The organism is Robbsia andropogonis (genome assembly GCF_034047095.1).
In the GTDB taxonomy this organism is placed as follows: domain Bacteria; phylum Pseudomonadota; class Gammaproteobacteria; order Burkholderiales; family Burkholderiaceae; genus Robbsia; species Robbsia andropogonis.
Window position 1 is genome coordinate 132,403 of the sequence record NZ_CP139167.1, and the last position, 17,375, is coordinate 149,777.

Below are 17,375 nucleotides of genomic sequence, written 5' to 3' on the forward strand. Positions count from 1 at the left end.
GACGCGCCGCTTGAACCTGAGCCACAAGCCCGGCAGATAGCACCCGATGAATTTTTTGCCGAAAATTGAAAGGGCTCTTGATGAATATCCTCAGCGCGGAACTTCTCGTGGTGCCACCGCTTTATAATCCTCCCGCCAACTCGATTGGCGCGACGGTTCTTTTCAAAGCGCTCGCACATGAAAACGTCGAATACATTTGGGGCTATCCCGGCGGGACGGTCCTTTACATCTACGACGAGCTTTACAAGCAAAATCAAATACAACACATCCTCGTCCGCCCCGATCAGGGGGCGGTGCACGCTGCAGACGGTTACGCCCGCTCGACCGGAAAGGTTGGGTTTGTCTAGTGACGTCGGGCCCCGGCGTCACCAACGCAGTAACCGGCATCGCGACCGCGTATATGGATTCAGTCCCGCTCGTGATTATTAGCGGGCAGGTGTCAACCTCAGCCATCGGACAAGATGCCTTTCAAGAGTGTGACGCAATTGGCATTGCGCGTCCGTGCGTCAAGCACAACTTTCTCGTGAAGGACGTGCGCGATCTGGCTGCCACCGTCAAGAAGGCTTTCCTCATCGCGCGAACAGGCCGTCCTGGGCCCGTGCTCATCGACATCCTGCGCGACGTGTCAAAAGCGCCGTGCTACTTTGAATCGATACCTGAAGCATCGCTGCGATCCTATAAGCCCGTCACCAAAGGTAATCCACCACAAATCCGCAAGGCGCTCGCATTACTACTGTCGGCTAAGCGCCCCTACATCTACACGGGCGGCGGCATCATCCTCGCCGACGCGGCGCGCGAACTGAACCAGTTCGCGAATCTGCTCGGCTACCCGGTCACCAACACGCTGATGGGCCTCGGCGGCTATCGCGCGTCGGACAAGAAATTCCTCGGCATGCACGGCACCTACGAAGCAAACATGGCGATGCAGCACTACGACGTACTGATCGCGATCGGTGCCCGCTTCGACGACCGCGTGATTGGCGACCCGGCGCACTTCGCGTCGCGTCCGCGCAAGATCATCCACATCGACATCGACCCGTCGTCGATCTCGAAGCGCGTGAAGGTCGATATCCCGATCGTCGGCGACGTGAAGGAAGTGCTGAAGGAGCTGATCGAGCGCAACTGCAGACGGCCGAGCACGGCCCCGACACCGAGGCGCTTGCGCAATGGTGGAAGGACATCGAGGGCTGGCGTGCGAAAGACTGCCTGAAGTACGACCGCGAAAGCGAGATCATCAAGCCGCAGTGCGTGGTCGAGAAGTCGTGGGAGCTGACGGACGGAAATGCGTTCGTGTGCTCGGACGTCGGCCAGCACCAGATGTGGGCGGCGCTGTTCTATCCCTTCAACAAGCCGCGTCGCTGGATCAACTCCGGCGGCCGCGGCACGATGGGCTTCGGCCTGCCGGCAGCGATGGGCTTCAAGATAGCGCACCCGGACGACGACGTGCTGTGCATAACGGGCGAAGGCTCGATCCAGATGGGCATCCAGGAGCTGTCGACCTGCCTACAGTACGACACGCCGATCAAGATCATTTCGCTGAACAACCGCTACCTCGGCATAATCCGCCAGTGGCAGTAGATCGAATACAGCAAGCGCTATTCGCATTCGTACATGGATGCGCTGCCCGATTTCGTGAAGCTCGCCGAAGCGCACGGCCATGTCGGCATGCGGATCGAAAAGACCGCGGATGTGGAGCCGGCGCTGAAGGAAGCGCTGCGCCTGAGGGATCGCACCGTGTTTCTCGACTTCCAGACCGATCCGACCGAAAACGTCTGGCCGATGGTACAGGCCGGCAAGGGCATCACCGAGATGCTGCTCGGATCGGAAGATCTGTAACGGCGCGACGCGCGCTCCGGCCGGATGCGGCCGCCTTCACGGAGGGCGGTGCGGCGCGCGGCGGCGCGCGGCCCGAGTGAATCCACACGGTAATTTCTGGAAGAAGCAAACATGAGACACATCATTTCCGTCCTGCTGGAAAACGAACCGGGCGCGCTGTCACGCGTCGTCGGTCTGTTCTCCGGACGCGGCTACAACATCGAAACCTTGACGGTGGTGCCGACCGACACAGATCCGAAGCTCTCTGACATGACGATCAACTCGATCGAATCGGCCGACATAATCGATCAGATCACGAAGCAACTCAACCGCCTAATCGATGTAGTCCGAGTGACAACCATGCATTCGGTTTCGGATTAGGGATGGCCGGCGAGGCGTGGAACGAGGCGAAGATCACTCGCCACCTCCGCGCCGGCTGCCGGTCTCACTCAAGAATCGACAACTCTCCGATATCGCGTCGACAATAGAGGCCGTTATACTGAATCTTGTCTATGTTGCGATAGACTCGCGTTCTCGCCTCAGCAAAGGAGCTTCCACGCCCCACTATGGTCAATACCCGCCCGGAAGACACAGTGGGAAGAGGGTTCGCGCAAATATTCTCGGCAAGAGGCCAAACTTCGCTTTCAACCAATCCGAGCCCAGCAATGGGTTCTCCAATCCCTTCATCTGAGAAAGGATAGCCCGGTGCAGTCGTTGTGACGGCCACGCTATACGGTTCGTCGTGCTCCCATTCCAAGGCCAGTTCGCTCAACCGACGGTCGAGCATTGCGGACACCAGATGCAATCCACTGGTCTTCAACAATGCCAGCAACGTCGGGAACTCGGGATTTCCAGGCCGAACGTTGTATTCGAGCGCTACCGGCCCGGCGTCGGTGACCATAACGCCGATGTACAGGATGTACCTGTAGTCTATCGCTTCTTCGCGCATCCCCAGCATCGTCGGTTCGATAATCCGCGCTTTGATCTGGTCGAGCAGTTCCCCATCCCACTCCTTCGCGACCGCAACCGAGCCGATCCCGGCCGTGTTCGGACCTCGATCGCCTTTGAAAATCCTCTTATAGTCTCTGACCATCGGCAGGACCTTGTAGGTTGATCCGTCCACTAAAAGATGCAGGGAAAATTCCCGCCCCTCGACGCGCTCCTCGACGACCACTTCACGCTTGGCACCGATACTATCGAGATGCTCGAAGAGGGACTGCGTCGCGGCCAATGCTTCCAGTAAGGAATCTGGCACGCAACAACTGAACTTGATGTCACTCAAATAGCCGTCGGCCTTTACGACAAACCTTCGAGCCCCTCGCCAGTTTTCGAGCAGATATTGCCTTGCGTCCACCGGGTCATCGAATGAAACGCTAGGCGCCGATGCCACCTCGTATCGTTTCATGAACGCTTTAGCTCTACTTTTGCTTGTCTCAAGCGAGATTGTGGTTTCCGGCAAACCAAACACCTGGAAGCCTGCTTCGTGAAACTTCCGGTAATTTCCTGCCTCCAATTGCTCGACACTCAACAGAATGACGATCTGGACGCCACGTCGCGACGCAATATTGATGGCGTCGGATACGCCGTTGACGAGCGAAGTATTCGGTGACGACTCCAGATACAGATTTCTTCCGGTAATGCAGCACAGCAACTCATCGTCAGACGTCAGCCTCCAACACTGCTCGCAAAACGCCTGCTCTTTAGAGGTTCCTTCACCAAAAAGCATATATCGGGTCATTATTACGTCCGCCTCTAATCTGATTGTCAGAACACATAAGGTCAACAACATGTGGGCCAGTTTCTGCTACTCGGCCACCTCGAGCGCCGCCTCTGAAAAGCGCGCGAGTCCGTCCTCAAGAAGCGTACGCTCGATTGTCAGCGGAGGCATCAGCTTCAATGTCTCGTCATCCGGGCCGCAGCGCTCCAGTAGCAGCCCTTTCCGGATGCAGAGCGAATGGATCTTCTCTGCAGTAAGGCCATCCGGGCAGCGAAGACCTTGCATCATCCCGCGGCCAACCGAGACCCATCCTGTCGCTTCCGCAATGTTCCTCAGCGTCGTCTCTACCAGTCTTGTTTTCAGTGCAACGTCGGAAGCAAATCGGCCATCTGACCAGAACTTGGTGATGGCAACCTCGCCCGTGACAAATGCGTGGTTGTTTCCACGGAAAGTCCCGTTATGTTCTCCCGGATGCCACGCATCGTATTGCGGGCGCATCAGTACGAGCGAAAGGGGGATGCCAAAACCAGAGATCGATTTTGACAACACTACGATATCCGGAACGATCTCGGCGATTTCAAAGCTAAAAAATGTACCCGTCCTGCCACAACCGGCTTGTATGTCATCGACGATCAGCAACGCATTCAGCCTGGAGGCGATAGCGCGGAGCCGTCTAAGCCAGTCGGACGAGCAAGCATTCAACCCTCCCTCTCCTTGCACCGTTTCCACGATGAAGGCCGCCGGGACGTCGAGTCCACTTGATGGATCGTCGAACATTCGCTCCGCCAGAGCCAGCGTATCAATGTCCTGTCCGAAGTAACCATCGTACGCAAGGCGTGTTACACCATGCAATTCGACACCTCCGCCGCGACGACTACTCTTGTTTCCTGTAGCCGCCAGAGCACCAAGCGAAACGCCATGGAAGCCGTTCGTAAACGCGACAACGTTGGAGCGACCCGTTACCTTTCTTGCCAACTTCAATGCGGCTTCGACCGCATTCGCACCGGTCGGTCCTGTAAACTGAACCTTATAGTCGAGCTGCCGGGGAGCGAGAATTCGGCTCACGAGACTCTGGATGAACGCGGTTTTGGCGCTCGTATGGAGGTCCAGTGAACTCGCAATTCCATTGCGCTCGATATAACGAAGAAGTGCACGCTTCATGTCCTCATCGTTATGGCCATAGTTCAACGATCCTGCTGCACACAGGAAGTCAATGAATAGCTCGCCCGACGACAGGCGCACCCTTGCGTTCTCTGCGGAATCGATCTCGAACGGAAACCCTCTGCAGTAGCTTCGTGCCGCGGATTCATACTGTTCGTAGCAATCTGAATAGTCGGTACTCACGTCACTTCCTCCTCGATTGTTGACGCCGATAAGGTAGAAACTTTCACTTTGACTTCGGGAGATCACCTGCGAGTGAGGCGCAACGACATCGAGGCGACGATGGTCTAGATCCCGCTAGCATGTTGAACCGCATGACGGCCCTTAGAGGCCAGTTTAAATTCCCCGAGAGGGGGCTGTTTACTTTCTCGGCGATTTGTTAAGCTTGAGGACCGCAATGACGGGAGCCCAAAGATGAAAGCGCCGATCATTGACGACGAACTGTGCAAACTGATCGAACCGTTGCTGCCAGCCGTGAAGCCTCGCGCGAAGAGCGATCCGGGACGTGCTCGTGTGCCCGATCGCGTGGCGCTCAACGGCATCCTGTTCGTGCTGAAGACTGGCATCCGGTGGAACCACTTGCCGACCCGGCTGGGCTTCGGCTCGGGCGCGACATGCTGGCGTCGACTGGACGACTGGCAGAAGGCTGGCGTGTGGGACCGGCTGCACGAATTGCTGCTAGACAAGTTGCGGGCGACCGACCAACTCGACCTCTCATATACAGCGGTCGACTCATCGTCGATACGCGCTGTTGGGGCGGGCGAAAAACTTGCCCGAACCCCACGGATCGAGCGCGTCCGGGTTCCAAGCATCACATCCTCGTAGACGCAAACGGCATTCCCGTCGTCGCCACCCTCACTGGCGCGAACGCCAACGAGGTTACGCAACTGCTGCCGCTCGTCGACGCCATTGCGCCGATTCGAGGCGTGCGTGGCCGAGCGCTTAAAAAGCCGGGGATCCTCTACGCCGATCGTGGCTACGACTCCAAACGACACCGTCGCGCACTGCGCGAACGTGGCATCAGGCCCATGATCGCAAAGCGCCGCACCGAGCACGGTAGCGGACTGGGCACGTATCGTTGGGTCGTCGAACGCACTCACTCTTGGCTCCACAATTTCCGTCGTCTACGCATTCGCTTCGATCGTCGTGCTGACATTCACGAAGCCTTCCTGAAACTTGGCCGCTCGCTCGTCTGTTGGAATATCTTCAGGCCTACTGAGAACGATTTTTGAACTGGCCTCTAAAACACCTCCAGTCCGTTCGCATCGTCTGGGCACATGATCTATGACGTTTATTTATTCTCGGGATCGGTAAATAATTATAAATAATTTTCACCAAGCAATTTCTTGTAATGAAAGAAGCATTACTTCGGTTTACTTATGTCTTTTCCTGACGTATCGTACACGGACGCAAGGAAGAACGCACAACCATCTTTCGATAATGGAGAGCCTTACAATGCTTAATGATTACTGCTCCATCTTCGCATCAGTTTCCCATATGGCCAAGGGGATCCGATCACGTGACGCGTATAGCGGCACTTCTCTAGCGCCGTAGTAAAAGGCACCGCGCCCCTGTTTAGGCGGAGACGTAAGCCGTCTAGCGCATATCAATCCAGGCAAATTTAGAAGTCGTGAATCCTATCGTTCCTGTTGCGTGAATTTCCGCGCGGGTTCTGGTCGGGTTCGCGCATTTCTGGAAATCATGCGTCCGGAGTCGGTTGGTTCGAAAATCGGGCCGCCATTATTTCTTCTTTGCGATCGATGCAAAGCGAGAGGGTGCATATCGTCCATTAGCATCGGAAAATGTGTTGCGCGGTGGACAGCTACTGGTGAATCTGGCTCCGGGATTGAAGGGAGTTGAGCTGCGTCTCATCAGGTCCCTGAGTTCGTACTTTCATCGTAAAACCTATCAAATGGAGTTGAAATGAGTAACGAAACCAAAAACCTGCAACCTCGCCTTGCTCGCCTGGCCCCGCTCCTTGGGGCGCCGTTGTTCGAAAGTACGCTCTGGGGCCACGAATACACGCTGGAGGGTTTGAATCCGGAGCTCAAGGCTCGTATCGAAGAAGGGGCATTCAACCGAATCGTCTTTTATGGCATGGGCTGTTCGTCGGTTGTTTCGGATATCGTGAAGGGGTTCTTTCTGACGCACGAGATTCCGCTCGCCGTCGACGTGGTAAACGACTACGATACCGATTGGTTCGTTAGCAAAAGGGTCTTGAAGGATCCGGCCACCCTAATTCTTATCGTTTGCTATAGCGGATGGTCTGTCGAGCCGTGTCTTTTCTACGACCGGATGAAGCAGCTCACCGGCAACCAGAATTTGATCGTATTGACAGGCGGCGGCAAGATCCAGAAGCTGGCACAAGAGGACGGCTGTTCAGTAATCCAGTACAAGCTCCGCCATGCAGACCGTGAATATCCACTCTATCACGTACAACAGTTCTTCTCGATCTTCCTCGATCTTTTCCATAAGCTCGGCATCACGAAGACGTCCTACGAGAGCGAGTTGAGGGATGCAGTCAGCTATCTGAACAAGACCTTCGACGCCGCCTACGTCGACAAAGCCAAAAAGATCGCGGAGAAGCTGGCACGAAGCCGCATCGCATTTCTGGCCACCGCCAAGTGGTATGTGCAGTTGTTGAAACAAACGACGATGTTCTTCAACGAGATTGCCATGGTTCCATCGCATCGAAACCTGCTACACGAGTTCTCGCACACCGAGGTAGCAGCCTATTCGAACCCTTCCGAGAAGCAGGCGATCGTCGTATTTCTCGACAATGAGGACGACGAATACACGAAGGCCAAGGTTGACACGCTCCACCGGCTCTTCGGTGACAAGAGCATTGTGCAAAACAGGAATATCGAAATTGTTCAGATCGACATCGATCAGGACGGTTTCTTCAAAAAATTCTATGCGACTCACTTCTTCATGGTTCATGTCGCCTACTTCCTTGGCGTCCAGAGTGATGTCGAAGGGCGCGACTTGATTTCGATCGCTGCGAAGAATCCGTGGTGGAGTGCCGAGTCCATCGCTGCGCACCCGAAGTGCGTCGACATTCCTGGTCAGCTCAGCGATGAGATTCAGCAGAGTATCGAACTGGTCTGATCGCTCGCGCGGGCCTGCACGGATGCGCGCAGGCCCGAGTGGTGCGCGGTCGCGGCGAGTTCGTTTAGGTCTGCCTGTCGAATCCCGGCAAAGCGGTAGTACACAGCTCGTTCGTGCTGTGGTCAGAAACTTAATGCACCGCAGACACTCCCCATATTGGAGAATCGTCGATGCAGAGAACTCCTTTAACTATTATTACTGGCGGGAGTCGCGGTATAGGTCGAGATCTACTGCGCCCGCTGCTTGAGCGCACTGATGTATTAAGCCTGTCTCGGTCCGAGATCGATCCCGCCTCCATCGAGGCAAGCGAGCATCGACTCTTCCAGCTTCAATGCGACCTGACGCAAGTCGATCGAACCATCGAAGGCCTCAATCAGTGGTTGGCCGAGCATTCTTCGCATATCGTCGATACTTTTATATCCTGCGCTGCCGTCCTAGACCTATGTTGGCTTTCGAAGACCGATACATTGTCGGCGAGCTTCGATCGGGCCTTTCAGATCAACGCACTCGCTCCGATAGCGATATCGTCCCATATAAACCGCATCAATCGATTCCGAGATGACGGCGCCCGAATTCTATACGTCACATCCTCTCTCGCGCGCCCGGTCCCAGCACTCACGTTTGCCGGGCTCGGTCTTTACAGCGCTACCAAGTCCGCGCTTGAGCGGCTTGCCCAGATTCAGGCACGGGAGTTCGATTTGTCTTCGCGGAAAACCAAGGTTGTTCTAGCGCACCCGGGTATTGTCGACACGGACATGCAGCGCGAGCTTCGAGCGAGTGACCTAATAGATCCCGCGTTTGCCGTGAAAACAGCAGGACTCCCCGCCTATCAGGAAGGGGACTGGGACCGCCAGGCTCCCGACACTGCAATGAGGACCATCTCCCCCCGCTTTTCGGCAGACTTTTTGATGTGGATTGTCGAGCGGAACGTAGAACTTCTCGATCCATATTACGACTTCTACACGGCGAGCGGTTTCCACGGTGCAGCATTGCAGTCTGTCAGATAACCGTCGCTGCTGCGAAATGAATGATGCGCAACTTCTTGGATGATTCAGCAAGATGAACCGTGCTACCAACGACATACTCGGTCTTGAATACGACGGCGATCGTACCATCGTGTTCATCCCTAGCATTAGCTTCGACGGTCTGACGAAGAAATACCTGATCGGTCTCAACTGTTTCGAGGAGCGCAATCTCTATTACCTTGCGTGCCTTTCGAACCCTAATACTCGCTTCATTGCCGTGCTCTCCTCCACGGTGGAAGACGCGTTTATCGACTATTGTGTTGACCACGTTTCGCACATCGGATGGATTGACAGCACCTCGCTACGCGATCGATTTGAGATCGTCCGTGTGCCGACCGTCGGTGACGAGCACCTGTCGCACGCGCTTCTGCGGCAACCCGTCATACTCGAAAGCTTGCGGCAGCGCATCCGTCGAGCCGCTAATCCGATCATCGACTTCTGGCTGGTGTCACCTGAGGAAATACGACTGGCGGCCGCATTGAATTGCCCCTACTACGGGCTTCCCGAATTCGCTCTTCAGTTCGACAACAAATCCAATGCCCGTGCCCTGTTCCGGGAAATCGGGCTCCGTGTCCCAGAGGGAGAGGAGCATATCGATAGCCCTAGTGAAGCATGGCGCGCCCTGAAACGCTTGATCGAACGAACTTCGGCCAGCGAATACCTCATCAAATTAAACTGCGAAGAAGCCGGAAAGGGCATCGCAATCATTGACCGTGAATCGATTCCGCAGCCGTTCGAAAAATTTGCGAGTCTGATCAAAGTACCAAAGGACATCCCGGTCGACGAATTCTTGAATGCTCTTTGCAGGCAAGGGGCAACCGTTGAAGCATTCGTTGCTGCACCAATAAAGGCTTGCCCCAGCGTAAAGATGGAAGTACTAGCTGACGGATCAGTTCGAAATCTCGCTACTCACGATCAAGCGCTCAATGGGCTGGCCTATTCCGGATCGCGTTTTCCGGCAGACGAGAGCTATCGGTCTGAACTCATTAGAATTGGATATCAGGTGGCCGAGGTTGCCGGCCAAAGGGGGGCGCGCGGAATTGTATCGGTCGATTTTCTTGCAACCAAGAACTCATCAGCCGAGCCATGGACGTTGTGGGGAATGGAAATCAATGCGAGAAAAGGCGCGACTACCCACCCGTACTATTGGACACGTTGGCTGACCGGTTCGGATTACTCCGTGGACACAGGTAAATTGACGTGCGCTGCCGGTGAAACGGTGTACTGCGCGTCGGAATTCTTCTCCGATCCTCGTCTGCATCTCGTCCCTCCTTCGCTGATTCTGAGCGATTTGAAGGAGTCGGGCTTGGACTACAACCATCAAACGAGATCGGGGGTGTTCGTACATATGCTGAGCAGCGTACGACGGTTCTCTAAGGTTGGCGCCACTGTGATCGCGAGAGACAGTAACGAAGTGGACAGGTTATCCGCAGCGTTCAGCGCGCGAGTGAAGAGTCTGGCGGAGAGAGACAGTTTCTCTTCTCCTCGTGCCAACGTAACTGCATAGCCTATCACCTCGCCGCGGTCTGTGCTTCCGCAACCCTTCTTCCCAAACCGATGACGACTTTTGACGACAGGTTAGACGATACGTATTGGCCAAACTTCATCGACGGAGTGTACTGCGACGGAGGTGCGGGGCGCATATCCATCACCAATCCCGCGACCGGTGAAGTGTTGGCAGAGCAAGCGCTCGCTGACGCAACGGACGTTGATCGCGCCGTGCAGGCCGCGCGAAGAGTACACCTTTCCGGGCAACTGAAAGACATGCACCCGATGGAACGTGGGCGCATGGTCCGCCACATCGGCAACTACCTCGCGAACAACATCGAATCGGTGAAGCGCTCCATCACGCTAGAGCAAGGCAAGCCGCTGTTCGAGTCCGAGGCGGAAATCAAACTTGCGATCCGTTTGTTCGACTATTTCGGTTCGATGGCGGAGTCACTGGAGGGGCGGTCGGTTCCCTCCGATAGTACGCGTTTCGACTTTACGGTATATGAGCCGGTCGGTGTGTCGGCTCAATTCATGCCGTGCCATTACCCAATATATATCCCTTCGCGTGCACTTTCGGTTGCACTGGCAACGGGCAACCCCTGCGTGATGAAGACAGCCGAACTTGCACCGATCTCAACTCTTTGGCTGGCGCGTGCAGCGGAGGCCGCCGGCTTTCCTGCCGGTTCGGTCAACATATTTTGCGGGCGTCGTGAAGATGCGGGATTGGCGCTTTCGATACACCCAGACATCAATCACCTTGTTTTCATAGGCCGCCAGAAGGCGGCGACAGAGGTTCTCTCTCGAGCGGCGGGCACTCTCGTACCAAGCATCGTAGAGGTGGGTGGGACATCTCCCACCCTCGTCTTTGAAGATGGCGACCTCGACGCGTTCACCTTCGAAGCGAGGATGGGCTCGTATTGGAATGCTGGTCAGTTTTGTTGCGGTATGTACCGGATCATCGTACACGAGTCGCGATATGAAGAACTGGTCGACAGAGCGGTAGCGCTTGCGGAATCACTAGAGGTTGGCCCTGGTATTGCCAGTGGAGACTTCCGCCCGTACATGGGTGCCATGGACAGCGAAGAGCAAATGCAAAAGGTGCTCGCCATGGTGGACGACGCACGGCGCAACGGCGCGAAGTGCGTAACCGGTGGCGAGCGATTGAGGCGGCCCGGTTTTTTCATGAAGCCTACCGTCTTGTGTGACGTCGATCCCGCCATGAGCGTCGCTCAAGAGGAAGTGTGGGGGCCCGTCATGTCCGTATTGAAGTTTCGTGATGAAGAAGAGGCATATCGCCTCGCTAATGGTCCGCGCCATAGCGGTCTGATGTGCGGGGTGTTTACCAAGGACCTTGGACGGATGTTGCGTGCCGCCGCGCGAGTGCGCGCCGGACATATCGTCTCAAATCAGACATTGATAGGCGGTGCTGAGCTCCCTTTCGGGGGATTCAACCGCGCGGGATACGGCAGCTTGAAAGGACGTGAGGCCATGCTGGGCTATGTGCAGCGAAAGAATGTACTTCTTAACGTATGACGAGGTTGGATATGAGTGAAGCGACTGAAATCGTTGCTGGTCAGGTAGCGGACGAACATGGGATCCCTGCGGGCGTCTGGAGTTGCAACGAGTGGGATCCGCTAGTGGAAGTGGTCGTCGGAAATCCTTTCAACGCCCGATTTCCGTATCGGGACAAGAGCAGTCACATCGCGGAGTACGCGGGCAAGCCGTTCGAGGCGATTCCCGAAGGGCCGTTCCCGAAAAAGGTGATCGAGGAAACGGAAGAGGACCTTGGTGCGATGGTCGGCGTATTCTCGAAGCTCGGAATATCGGTAAAGCGCCCGGACACATGGGATCACGAACAGGAGTTTTCCACCGCCTACTGGAAAACCAAGGGCTACTACAATTATTGTCCGCGCGACATACTGCTCGTCGTCGGCGATCAGATCATCGAAACCCCGAACGTAATTCGCGGCCGGTCTCAGGAAACCTACAGCTACCGGCGAATCCTGCTTGAGTATCTCAAGGACGGCTCGCGCTGGTATAGCGCGCCGAGACCGATGCTGCAGGACTCGATGTTCGATGTCGATCACGAGAAGCCTGTTCCGCGCAACGATGAGCCCGTCTTCGACGCGGCGAACGTGATTAGGCTCGGAAGAGACCTTCTATATCTGATCAGTTCAACCGGCAACGACCTCGGCGCGCATTGGCTGCAGACTGTCCTCGGAAAAGATTTCAAGGTTCATGTTTGCCGGCTTAACTACTATGGCAGTCACATTGACACATCCGTCGTGGCGCTACGCCCGGGTCTGCTGCTTTGCAATCCAGACCGCGTCAGCAAGGACATGCTTCCAGACATATTCAATGACTGGGAAGTGCTGTTCAGTCCACCGATGGTTGGCGCTGACCGATTCGAACCTGACTATTTGTCGAAATGCATCGGAAGTAACTGGATCGATATGAATCTTTTCAGCCTCAGCTCCGATCTTGTAATGGTTGACCGTGATCAACTTCCCTTGATTCACCTGCTCGAAAGCAAAAATATCGAAGTGGTGCCGATGAAACTTCGGCATTCGAGAATGCTGGGGGGCGGGTTCCACTGCACGACGCTGGATGTCAAACGAAAAGGGACAATGGAGTCCTACTTCGATTGAGTGTATTCCTAGGCACTACGTTTTACCTGAGGATCCGCCGCTTCGTCACATCCGCCCAGCCACAAATCGCGGTTTTCGGCGAGTGGACAAGCGGAGCGGCGCCCTGACGTCGGATCTGCTTGGCAACGGGACTGTCAGATTTTTTGTGTTTGAGGCGGTTAGCGTGACCCGCTTGTCAGCGGCCCACGAATTCAGCATATCTCAGTTGTACGGATGCGTGAAGCGCTCCTCATACAGTATCGCGAATTGGTTCATAGCTGCTTTGCAGTCATGGGCTGCTCGGGCCCAGCCAGCAGTGATGTTGCGCAAAACTAGCCATAAGAGCGTCGTTGCCGCTTCGTCGCTCGGGAAGTGGCCGCGTGTGCGGATGATCTTGCGCAGCCCCGCATTGACGCTCTCAAGCGCGTTGGTCGTGTAAATGGTTCTGGTGCAAATAGGTAAGATCGTTGAGAACGTTAATATATGTAGGATATCTGATAAAGAAGACAGAACAGCACTCCATTCGGCAGGCGGAGCGGCATCCTCGATACCGAGCTTAGTCAGATCGAACTGGCCCTTGCGAATGCGATGCATCAATTCGATGCCTGAGATCGTTGCCAAGGCGTTTCTGAACCGTTTGAAGCCGAGCATCACGTTCGTTCTGGACTTGATGTTTCGATGGTCCTGCTCAATTATATTGTTCAGATACTTCGAGGATCGGACCTTCGTGTCTTCGGGCAGCAGGCCATCGGCCTTCATCTCGCGCACCGCGCGGTGCGAGGTAGCGTAACCATCGTAAGCGGCTGGTGATCCCATCTTGACGATGGTGGAGACGGGTTAGGTTGCCGTGGGCTGCCAGTTGTGCGGCAAGAGATCATCGATCTGCCGTGCCGGATGGGTTGGCAATCGATTTAGTACGTCTTTGAGATAGGCGTACGGATCATGGCCATTGAGCTTGGCCGACTGAACGAGACTCATGATTGCCGCCGCGCGTTTGCCTGCCCGCAATGAACCCGCGAACAGCCAATTCTTCCTGCCCAGCGCAATTTCCCGTTCATTCTGCCCATATCGGGCAGGAAGTCGAGATTCATTATCGTTGGCATCCGCTGTATGGGCGTCGCGTCAAGGTTAAAGACATCGAGCGTCGCGGCGGAGGTCAGGTCGTCCATGTGGAGGCGGACCCCGGTGTAATCAGGATGATCGCGGGATGGATGCTCGATGCCGCGATTTGTTCAGCGATGGTTCTCGGCGAACCGAGAGTTACCGTAGCGACACTGCATAATCTGCATCAATTGCTGGTCGATCTGCATTTGCGGGGAAACTCTCCGGACGGTTCCACCAACGTCCGGGAGAAACGCAATGGGCAATCTGCCAAACGTCGTTCCAGCAGGTCAACAGTTATCGCGGTCGATGCCGCCCCAGATGAACCTGATGTTCGACGCGGTCGAGCTTCAGGGGATGAACGCGGTGCAACGGGCAAACACGCTCAGGCATCTCGCATGCCTGTTGATGCAGGCGGCGGGCATCCCGACTGCGAAGGGGCGTAACGATGACGAATGATGATCGTTTGCCCGCAGATCTTCTTAAACGCAAGGCGGTAGTTTATGTCCGACAGTCCAGCCGAACGCAGGTCCAACTGAACCTCGAGAGCCGGCGCCGGCAGTATGACCTCGTGCAGGAAGCAAAGCGACATGGATTTCGCGACGTCGAAGTCATCGACGACGACCAGGGACGCTCGGCGAGCGGCACAGTTGCGAGACCGGGCTTTGATCGTCTGGTCGCGTTATTGTGTGCAGGCGATGTCGGCGCAGTGCTTTGCCTGGACGCCTCACGCCTTGCCCGCAATGGACGCGACTGGCATCATCTGCTCGAGCTCTGTGGTCTCGTTCAAGCGCGGGTAATCGACCTTGACGGTGTGTACGATCCTTGCCGGGCAAATGACCGGCTATTACTTGGCATGAAGGGCAGCATCAGCGAATTCGAACTCAACGTGCTTCGAACGCGCATGCACGACGCCAAACGAGAGAAGGCACACCGTGGTGAATTACGTATCAGCGTGCCGGTCGGCTATATCTGGCATCGTGATGTTGGTCTGGGTTTCGATCCAGACGCACGGTTGCAGGAAGTCATACGCCTGATTTTTACTCGTTTCCGGCAACTGGGCAGCGCGCGGCAGGTTCTGCTGTCGATGAACGCTGAACAGGTCCACTTCCCGCGCCCCTCTGACGGCCGGACGCTGACGCGGGTCGACTGGACTCCAATACGCTACCGTAACGTGATTTCGGTGCTCAAGAATCCGTTCTATGCTGGTGTCTACGCGTATGGCAAGAGCGGCAAGCAGATGACGATCGTCGAAGGCCGGGCACGCAAGAGCTACAAGCACCGCAAGCCGTTTGAGAACTGGGACGTCATGCTCCGGGAACACCACGAAGGCTACATCGACTGGGCGGAGTTTGAACGCAACCAGAAGAAGCTCGCGACAAATGCTTACGGCAAGGCGGGCGACGTAAAATCCGGTCGTGGTGGCCGCGCGCTGCTCGCTGGCCTGCTTGCCTGCGCACGCTGTGGACGTCGCCTGTCGGTGGCCTACGCTGGACGTATCCCGCAGGCCGTGTACCGGTGTGACCGCTTCGACACGTCAGCGCGATGTATGAGGTTCGGTGGTTCCCGTATCGATGCGACTGTCAGCAAGGAGCTTCTGCGCGTCGTGGAGCCATTGGCGATCGAAGCGGCACAACAGGCTGAGCAAATGCACATGGATACCCTGAACGAGCAGCAACAGATCGTGGAACTCGAACTGCAGCAGGCCCAGTACGAGGCCACGCTGGCTGAGCGGCGCTACGCCGCCTGTGATCCCGAGAACCGCCTGATTGCCGCGCAGCTGGAGAAGAACTGGGAAGCGGCATTACGTCGTGTACAGGCCTGCCAGACGCGCGTGGAGACGGTGACTGCACCAAAGGCGCAGGCTCCCCTGCCTGACTTTACGAAGCTCGCCGAAGATCTTCATGCTGCGTGGAATGCACCGAGCGTCGCCATGCGCACACGTCAACAGCTTGTTCGCGCGCTCATCGTCGATATCGTTGCCGACGTCGACGAGGCTACACGCGAAATCATTCTGACGATCCACTGGCAAGGCGGTCAACATTCCCGGCTACGGATTCGCAGGCCGCGAACTGGCGAGCATGGCTGCAGTACGTCAGACGAAGCGCTCGCGGTTATTCGCAGCATGGTAACCCGATGGTCCGACGAGGACATTGCTGCATCACTGAACCGCATGGGAATACGCACAGGACAGGGCAAGACCTGGACCGCACATCGTGTCAGCTCTGTACGGCATGTCCGCGATATCCACGCCTACAAGTCGGCAGATAAGGATGGCGACTGGCTGACGATGTCTGAGGCAGCGAAGGAGCTTGGTGTCACTCACTACATGATCCGGCGTTTGATCAACGATCGGATTCTGCCTGCCGAGCAGGTCGTGCCTGATGCCCCATGGCAGATTCGGACGATCGATCTGCACAGCGAAGCGGTTACCGCAGCACTGGCGCGCAAGTATCGCCCGTGTCGCAACGATGTCGAAGGCCAGATCCCAATGTTTATCCAGGTTTCAGAAGGAGGTGCACAATGAACGCCCCGTTGCGATCGGGCGAATTTGATTTTCTGCCCAGTTATTATCAATGGGCAATTGGCTATCGTCCAAGAATCGCGTGAGCGCTTCCCAGCGACGTAGGCTGTAGTCGAGCGCCTTAGCGATTGCGGACCCTTCGCTTACCTGCTGACGTTGCAGTAGCATCCATGTATGGAGCGCATCGGCAATCGGTCGACTTCGTCGCTGCCGTCGTTCGTGACGCTCATCGGGTTCTAGATTTTGTACTTCGCGCTCGATTTCGTAGAGCTGCCCAATGTGTTGCAGTGCCTCTTCGGCAATCTGGCTTTTATTGCTCGCGTGCAACTCGTAGAACTTGCGCCGTGCATGCGCCATGCAGCCGATTTCCGTCACGCCCTGGGCGAATGAGGCTTTGTATCCGCTGAAGTCGTCGCAAACGAGCTTGCCCTGCCAGTTGCCGAGGAAGGCACGAGCATGTTCTCCCGCACGGCTCTCAGCGAAGTCGTAGACCACGCCCTTCATTGACTCGAACGCCCCAGGACAGTAAGTCCAGAGATAGGATCGGTGCGTCTTATGTTTGCCTGGCACCAGCATCGAGACCGGTGTTTCGTCCGCTTGCAGCACGCGGTGCTGAACAATTTGCGCACGCAGGGCGTCAACTAACGGCTGCAACTGCACCCCGCATGCGCCAATCCACGCGCCCATGGTGGAGCGAGGGATGGCGAAGCCCGCGCGCTCGAAGATACTCTCTTGACGGTAAAGCGGGAGGTGAGTGGCGCAGGGGAATCTCACCCCTGCGCTCTCCCAGAACCGGACGTGAATCT

General features: G+C 56.2%; 12 protein-coding genes and 5 pseudogenes. 10 read left to right on the forward strand and 7 right to left on the reverse strand.

Annotated features, from left to right (window positions below; translation table 11 throughout):
- Positions 1–80: 80 nt before the first annotated feature.
- Positions 81–1,836 (forward strand): annotated as a pseudogene (locus SJQ66_RS11525) (acetolactate synthase 3 catalytic subunit).
- 111 nt (positions 1,837–1,947) lie between these two features.
- A pseudogene (gene ilvN / locus SJQ66_RS11530) lies at positions 1,948–2,178 on the forward strand (acetolactate synthase small subunit); the annotation flags it as partial.
- Between the two features lie 82 nt (positions 2,179–2,260).
- On the opposite strand, the gene SJQ66_RS11535 reads toward ilvN, so the two are convergent.
- On the reverse strand, positions 2,261–3,553 hold the full coding sequence (locus SJQ66_RS11535) for a phosphoribosylamine--glycine ligase (RefSeq protein WP_320534209.1): 1,293 nt from the start codon (positions 3,551–3,553) through the stop codon (positions 2,261–2,263).
- Positions 3,554–3,619: 66 nt separating this feature from the next.
- Positions 3,620–4,876: a diaminobutyrate--2-oxoglutarate transaminase gene (gene ectB / locus SJQ66_RS11540; protein ID WP_320534210.1), complete on the reverse strand. Its 1,257-nt coding sequence runs from the start codon at positions 4,874–4,876 to the stop codon at positions 3,620–3,622.
- Between the two features lie 231 nt (positions 4,877–5,107).
- Here ectB and SJQ66_RS11545 point away from each other — a divergent pair.
- From SJQ66_RS11545 to SJQ66_RS11570, 6 genes are all read left to right on the forward strand, one after another.
- Positions 5,108–5,925, forward strand: a protein-coding gene (locus tag SJQ66_RS11545) for an IS5 family transposase (protein ID WP_320534211.1) whose coding sequence is annotated in 2 segments (ribosomal slippage) — positions 5,108–5,465 and positions 5,465–5,925 — 819 coding nt in all. Because the reading frame shifts where the segments join, the coding sequence is not laid out codon by codon here.
- Between the two features lie 691 nt (positions 5,926–6,616).
- The gene (locus SJQ66_RS11550) at positions 6,617–7,801 is read left to right on the forward strand and encodes an SIS domain-containing protein (RefSeq protein WP_320534212.1); all 1,185 of its coding nucleotides are present in this window, start codon (positions 6,617–6,619) and stop codon (positions 7,799–7,801) included.
- 170 nt (positions 7,802–7,971) lie between these two features.
- Positions 7,972–8,808, forward strand: coding sequence for an SDR family NAD(P)-dependent oxidoreductase (locus SJQ66_RS11555; RefSeq protein ID WP_320534213.1), 837 nt, complete (start codon positions 7,972–7,974; stop codon positions 8,806–8,808).
- A 52-nt stretch (positions 8,809–8,860) separates the two neighbouring features.
- Entirely contained in the window at positions 8,861–10,333 is a 1,473-nt protein-coding gene (locus SJQ66_RS11560) for a peptide ligase PGM1-related protein (protein ID WP_320534214.1), read from the forward strand.
- Positions 10,334–10,383: 50 nt separating this feature from the next.
- Complete coding sequence (locus tag SJQ66_RS11565; RefSeq protein WP_320534215.1) at positions 10,384–11,850, forward strand: aldehyde dehydrogenase family protein; 1,467 nt, start codon at positions 10,384–10,386, stop codon at positions 11,848–11,850.
- Positions 11,851–11,861: 11 nt separating this feature from the next.
- Positions 11,862–12,965 carry an inosamine-phosphate amidinotransferase 1 gene (locus tag SJQ66_RS11570; RefSeq protein WP_320534216.1) on the forward strand — a complete coding sequence of 368 codons (1,104 nt, stop codon included), beginning with the start codon at positions 11,862–11,864 and terminating at the stop codon, positions 12,963–12,965.
- 201 nt (positions 12,966–13,166) lie between these two features.
- On the opposite strand, the gene SJQ66_RS11575 is transcribed toward SJQ66_RS11570, so the two are convergent.
- From SJQ66_RS11575 to SJQ66_RS11590, 4 genes and pseudogenes are all read right to left on the reverse strand, one after another.
- Positions 13,167–13,595 carry a transposase gene (locus SJQ66_RS11575; RefSeq protein WP_320534307.1) on the reverse strand — a complete coding sequence of 143 codons (429 nt, stop codon included), beginning with the start codon at positions 13,593–13,595 and terminating at the stop codon, positions 13,167–13,169.
- Positions 13,575–13,760: pseudogene (locus SJQ66_RS11580) on the reverse strand (DDE-type integrase/transposase/recombinase); the annotation flags it as partial. The gene SJQ66_RS11575 and the pseudogene SJQ66_RS11580, both read right to left, overlap by 21 nt.
- Positions 13,761–13,781: 21 nt before the next feature.
- A pseudogene (locus tag SJQ66_RS11585) lies at positions 13,782–13,997 on the reverse strand (transposase domain-containing protein); the annotation flags it as partial.
- Positions 13,919–14,113 carry a hypothetical protein gene (locus tag SJQ66_RS11590; RefSeq protein ID WP_320533723.1) on the reverse strand — a complete coding sequence of 65 codons (195 nt, stop codon included), beginning with the start codon at positions 14,111–14,113 and terminating at the stop codon, positions 13,919–13,921. The pseudogene SJQ66_RS11585 and the gene SJQ66_RS11590, both read right to left, overlap by 79 nt.
- Before the next feature lie 190 nt (positions 14,114–14,303).
- Between SJQ66_RS11590 and SJQ66_RS11595 the strand changes: the two genes are divergently transcribed.
- Complete coding sequence (locus SJQ66_RS11595; protein WP_320533730.1) at positions 14,304–14,504, forward strand: hypothetical protein; 201 nt, start codon at positions 14,304–14,306, stop codon at positions 14,502–14,504.
- Positions 14,494–16,572: a recombinase family protein gene (locus SJQ66_RS11600; protein ID WP_320533729.1), complete on the forward strand. Its 2,079-nt coding sequence runs from the start codon at positions 14,494–14,496 to the stop codon at positions 16,570–16,572. The genes SJQ66_RS11595 and SJQ66_RS11600 overlap by 11 nt, the downstream gene beginning before the upstream one ends.
- Here SJQ66_RS11600 and tnpC read toward each other — a convergent pair.
- Positions 16,570–17,328, reverse strand: a pseudogene (tnpC, locus tag SJQ66_RS11605) (IS66 family transposase); the annotation flags it as partial. The gene SJQ66_RS11600 and the pseudogene tnpC overlap by 3 nt on opposite strands.
- Between the last annotated feature and the right edge of the window lie 47 nt (positions 17,329–17,375).

Bases quoted from the DNA above. Each gene is read 5' to 3' on its own strand.
- SJQ66_RS11600 (WP_320533729.1), top strand. From the start codon at position 14,494: ATGACGAATGATGATCGTTTGCCCGCAGATCTTCTTAAACGCAAGGCG.
- SJQ66_RS11555 (WP_320534213.1), top strand. From the start codon at position 7,972: ATGCAGAGAACTCCTTTAACTATTATTACTGGCGGGAGTCGCGGTATA.
- SJQ66_RS11595 (WP_320533730.1), top strand. From the start codon at position 14,304: ATGGGCAATCTGCCAAACGTCGTTCCAGCAGGTCAACAGTTATCGCGG.
- SJQ66_RS11550 (WP_320534212.1), top strand. From the start codon at position 6,617: ATGAGTAACGAAACCAAAAACCTGCAACCTCGCCTTGCTCGCCTGGCC.
- SJQ66_RS11590 (WP_320533723.1), bottom strand. From the start codon at position 14,113: ATGGACGACCTGACCTCCGCCGCGACGCTCGATGTCTTTAACCTTGAC.
- SJQ66_RS11560 (WP_320534214.1), top strand. From the start codon at position 8,861: ATGAACCGTGCTACCAACGACATACTCGGTCTTGAATACGACGGCGAT.
- SJQ66_RS11575 (WP_320534307.1), bottom strand. From the start codon at position 13,595: ATGCTCGGCTTCAAACGGTTCAGAAACGCCTTGGCAACGATCTCAGGC.
- SJQ66_RS11570 (WP_320534216.1), top strand. From the start codon at position 11,862: ATGAGTGAAGCGACTGAAATCGTTGCTGGTCAGGTAGCGGACGAACAT.
- SJQ66_RS11565 (WP_320534215.1), top strand. From the start codon at position 10,384: ATGACGACTTTTGACGACAGGTTAGACGATACGTATTGGCCAAACTTC.
- SJQ66_RS11535 (WP_320534209.1), bottom strand. From the start codon at position 3,553: ATGACCCGATATATGCTTTTTGGTGAAGGAACCTCTAAAGAGCAGGCG.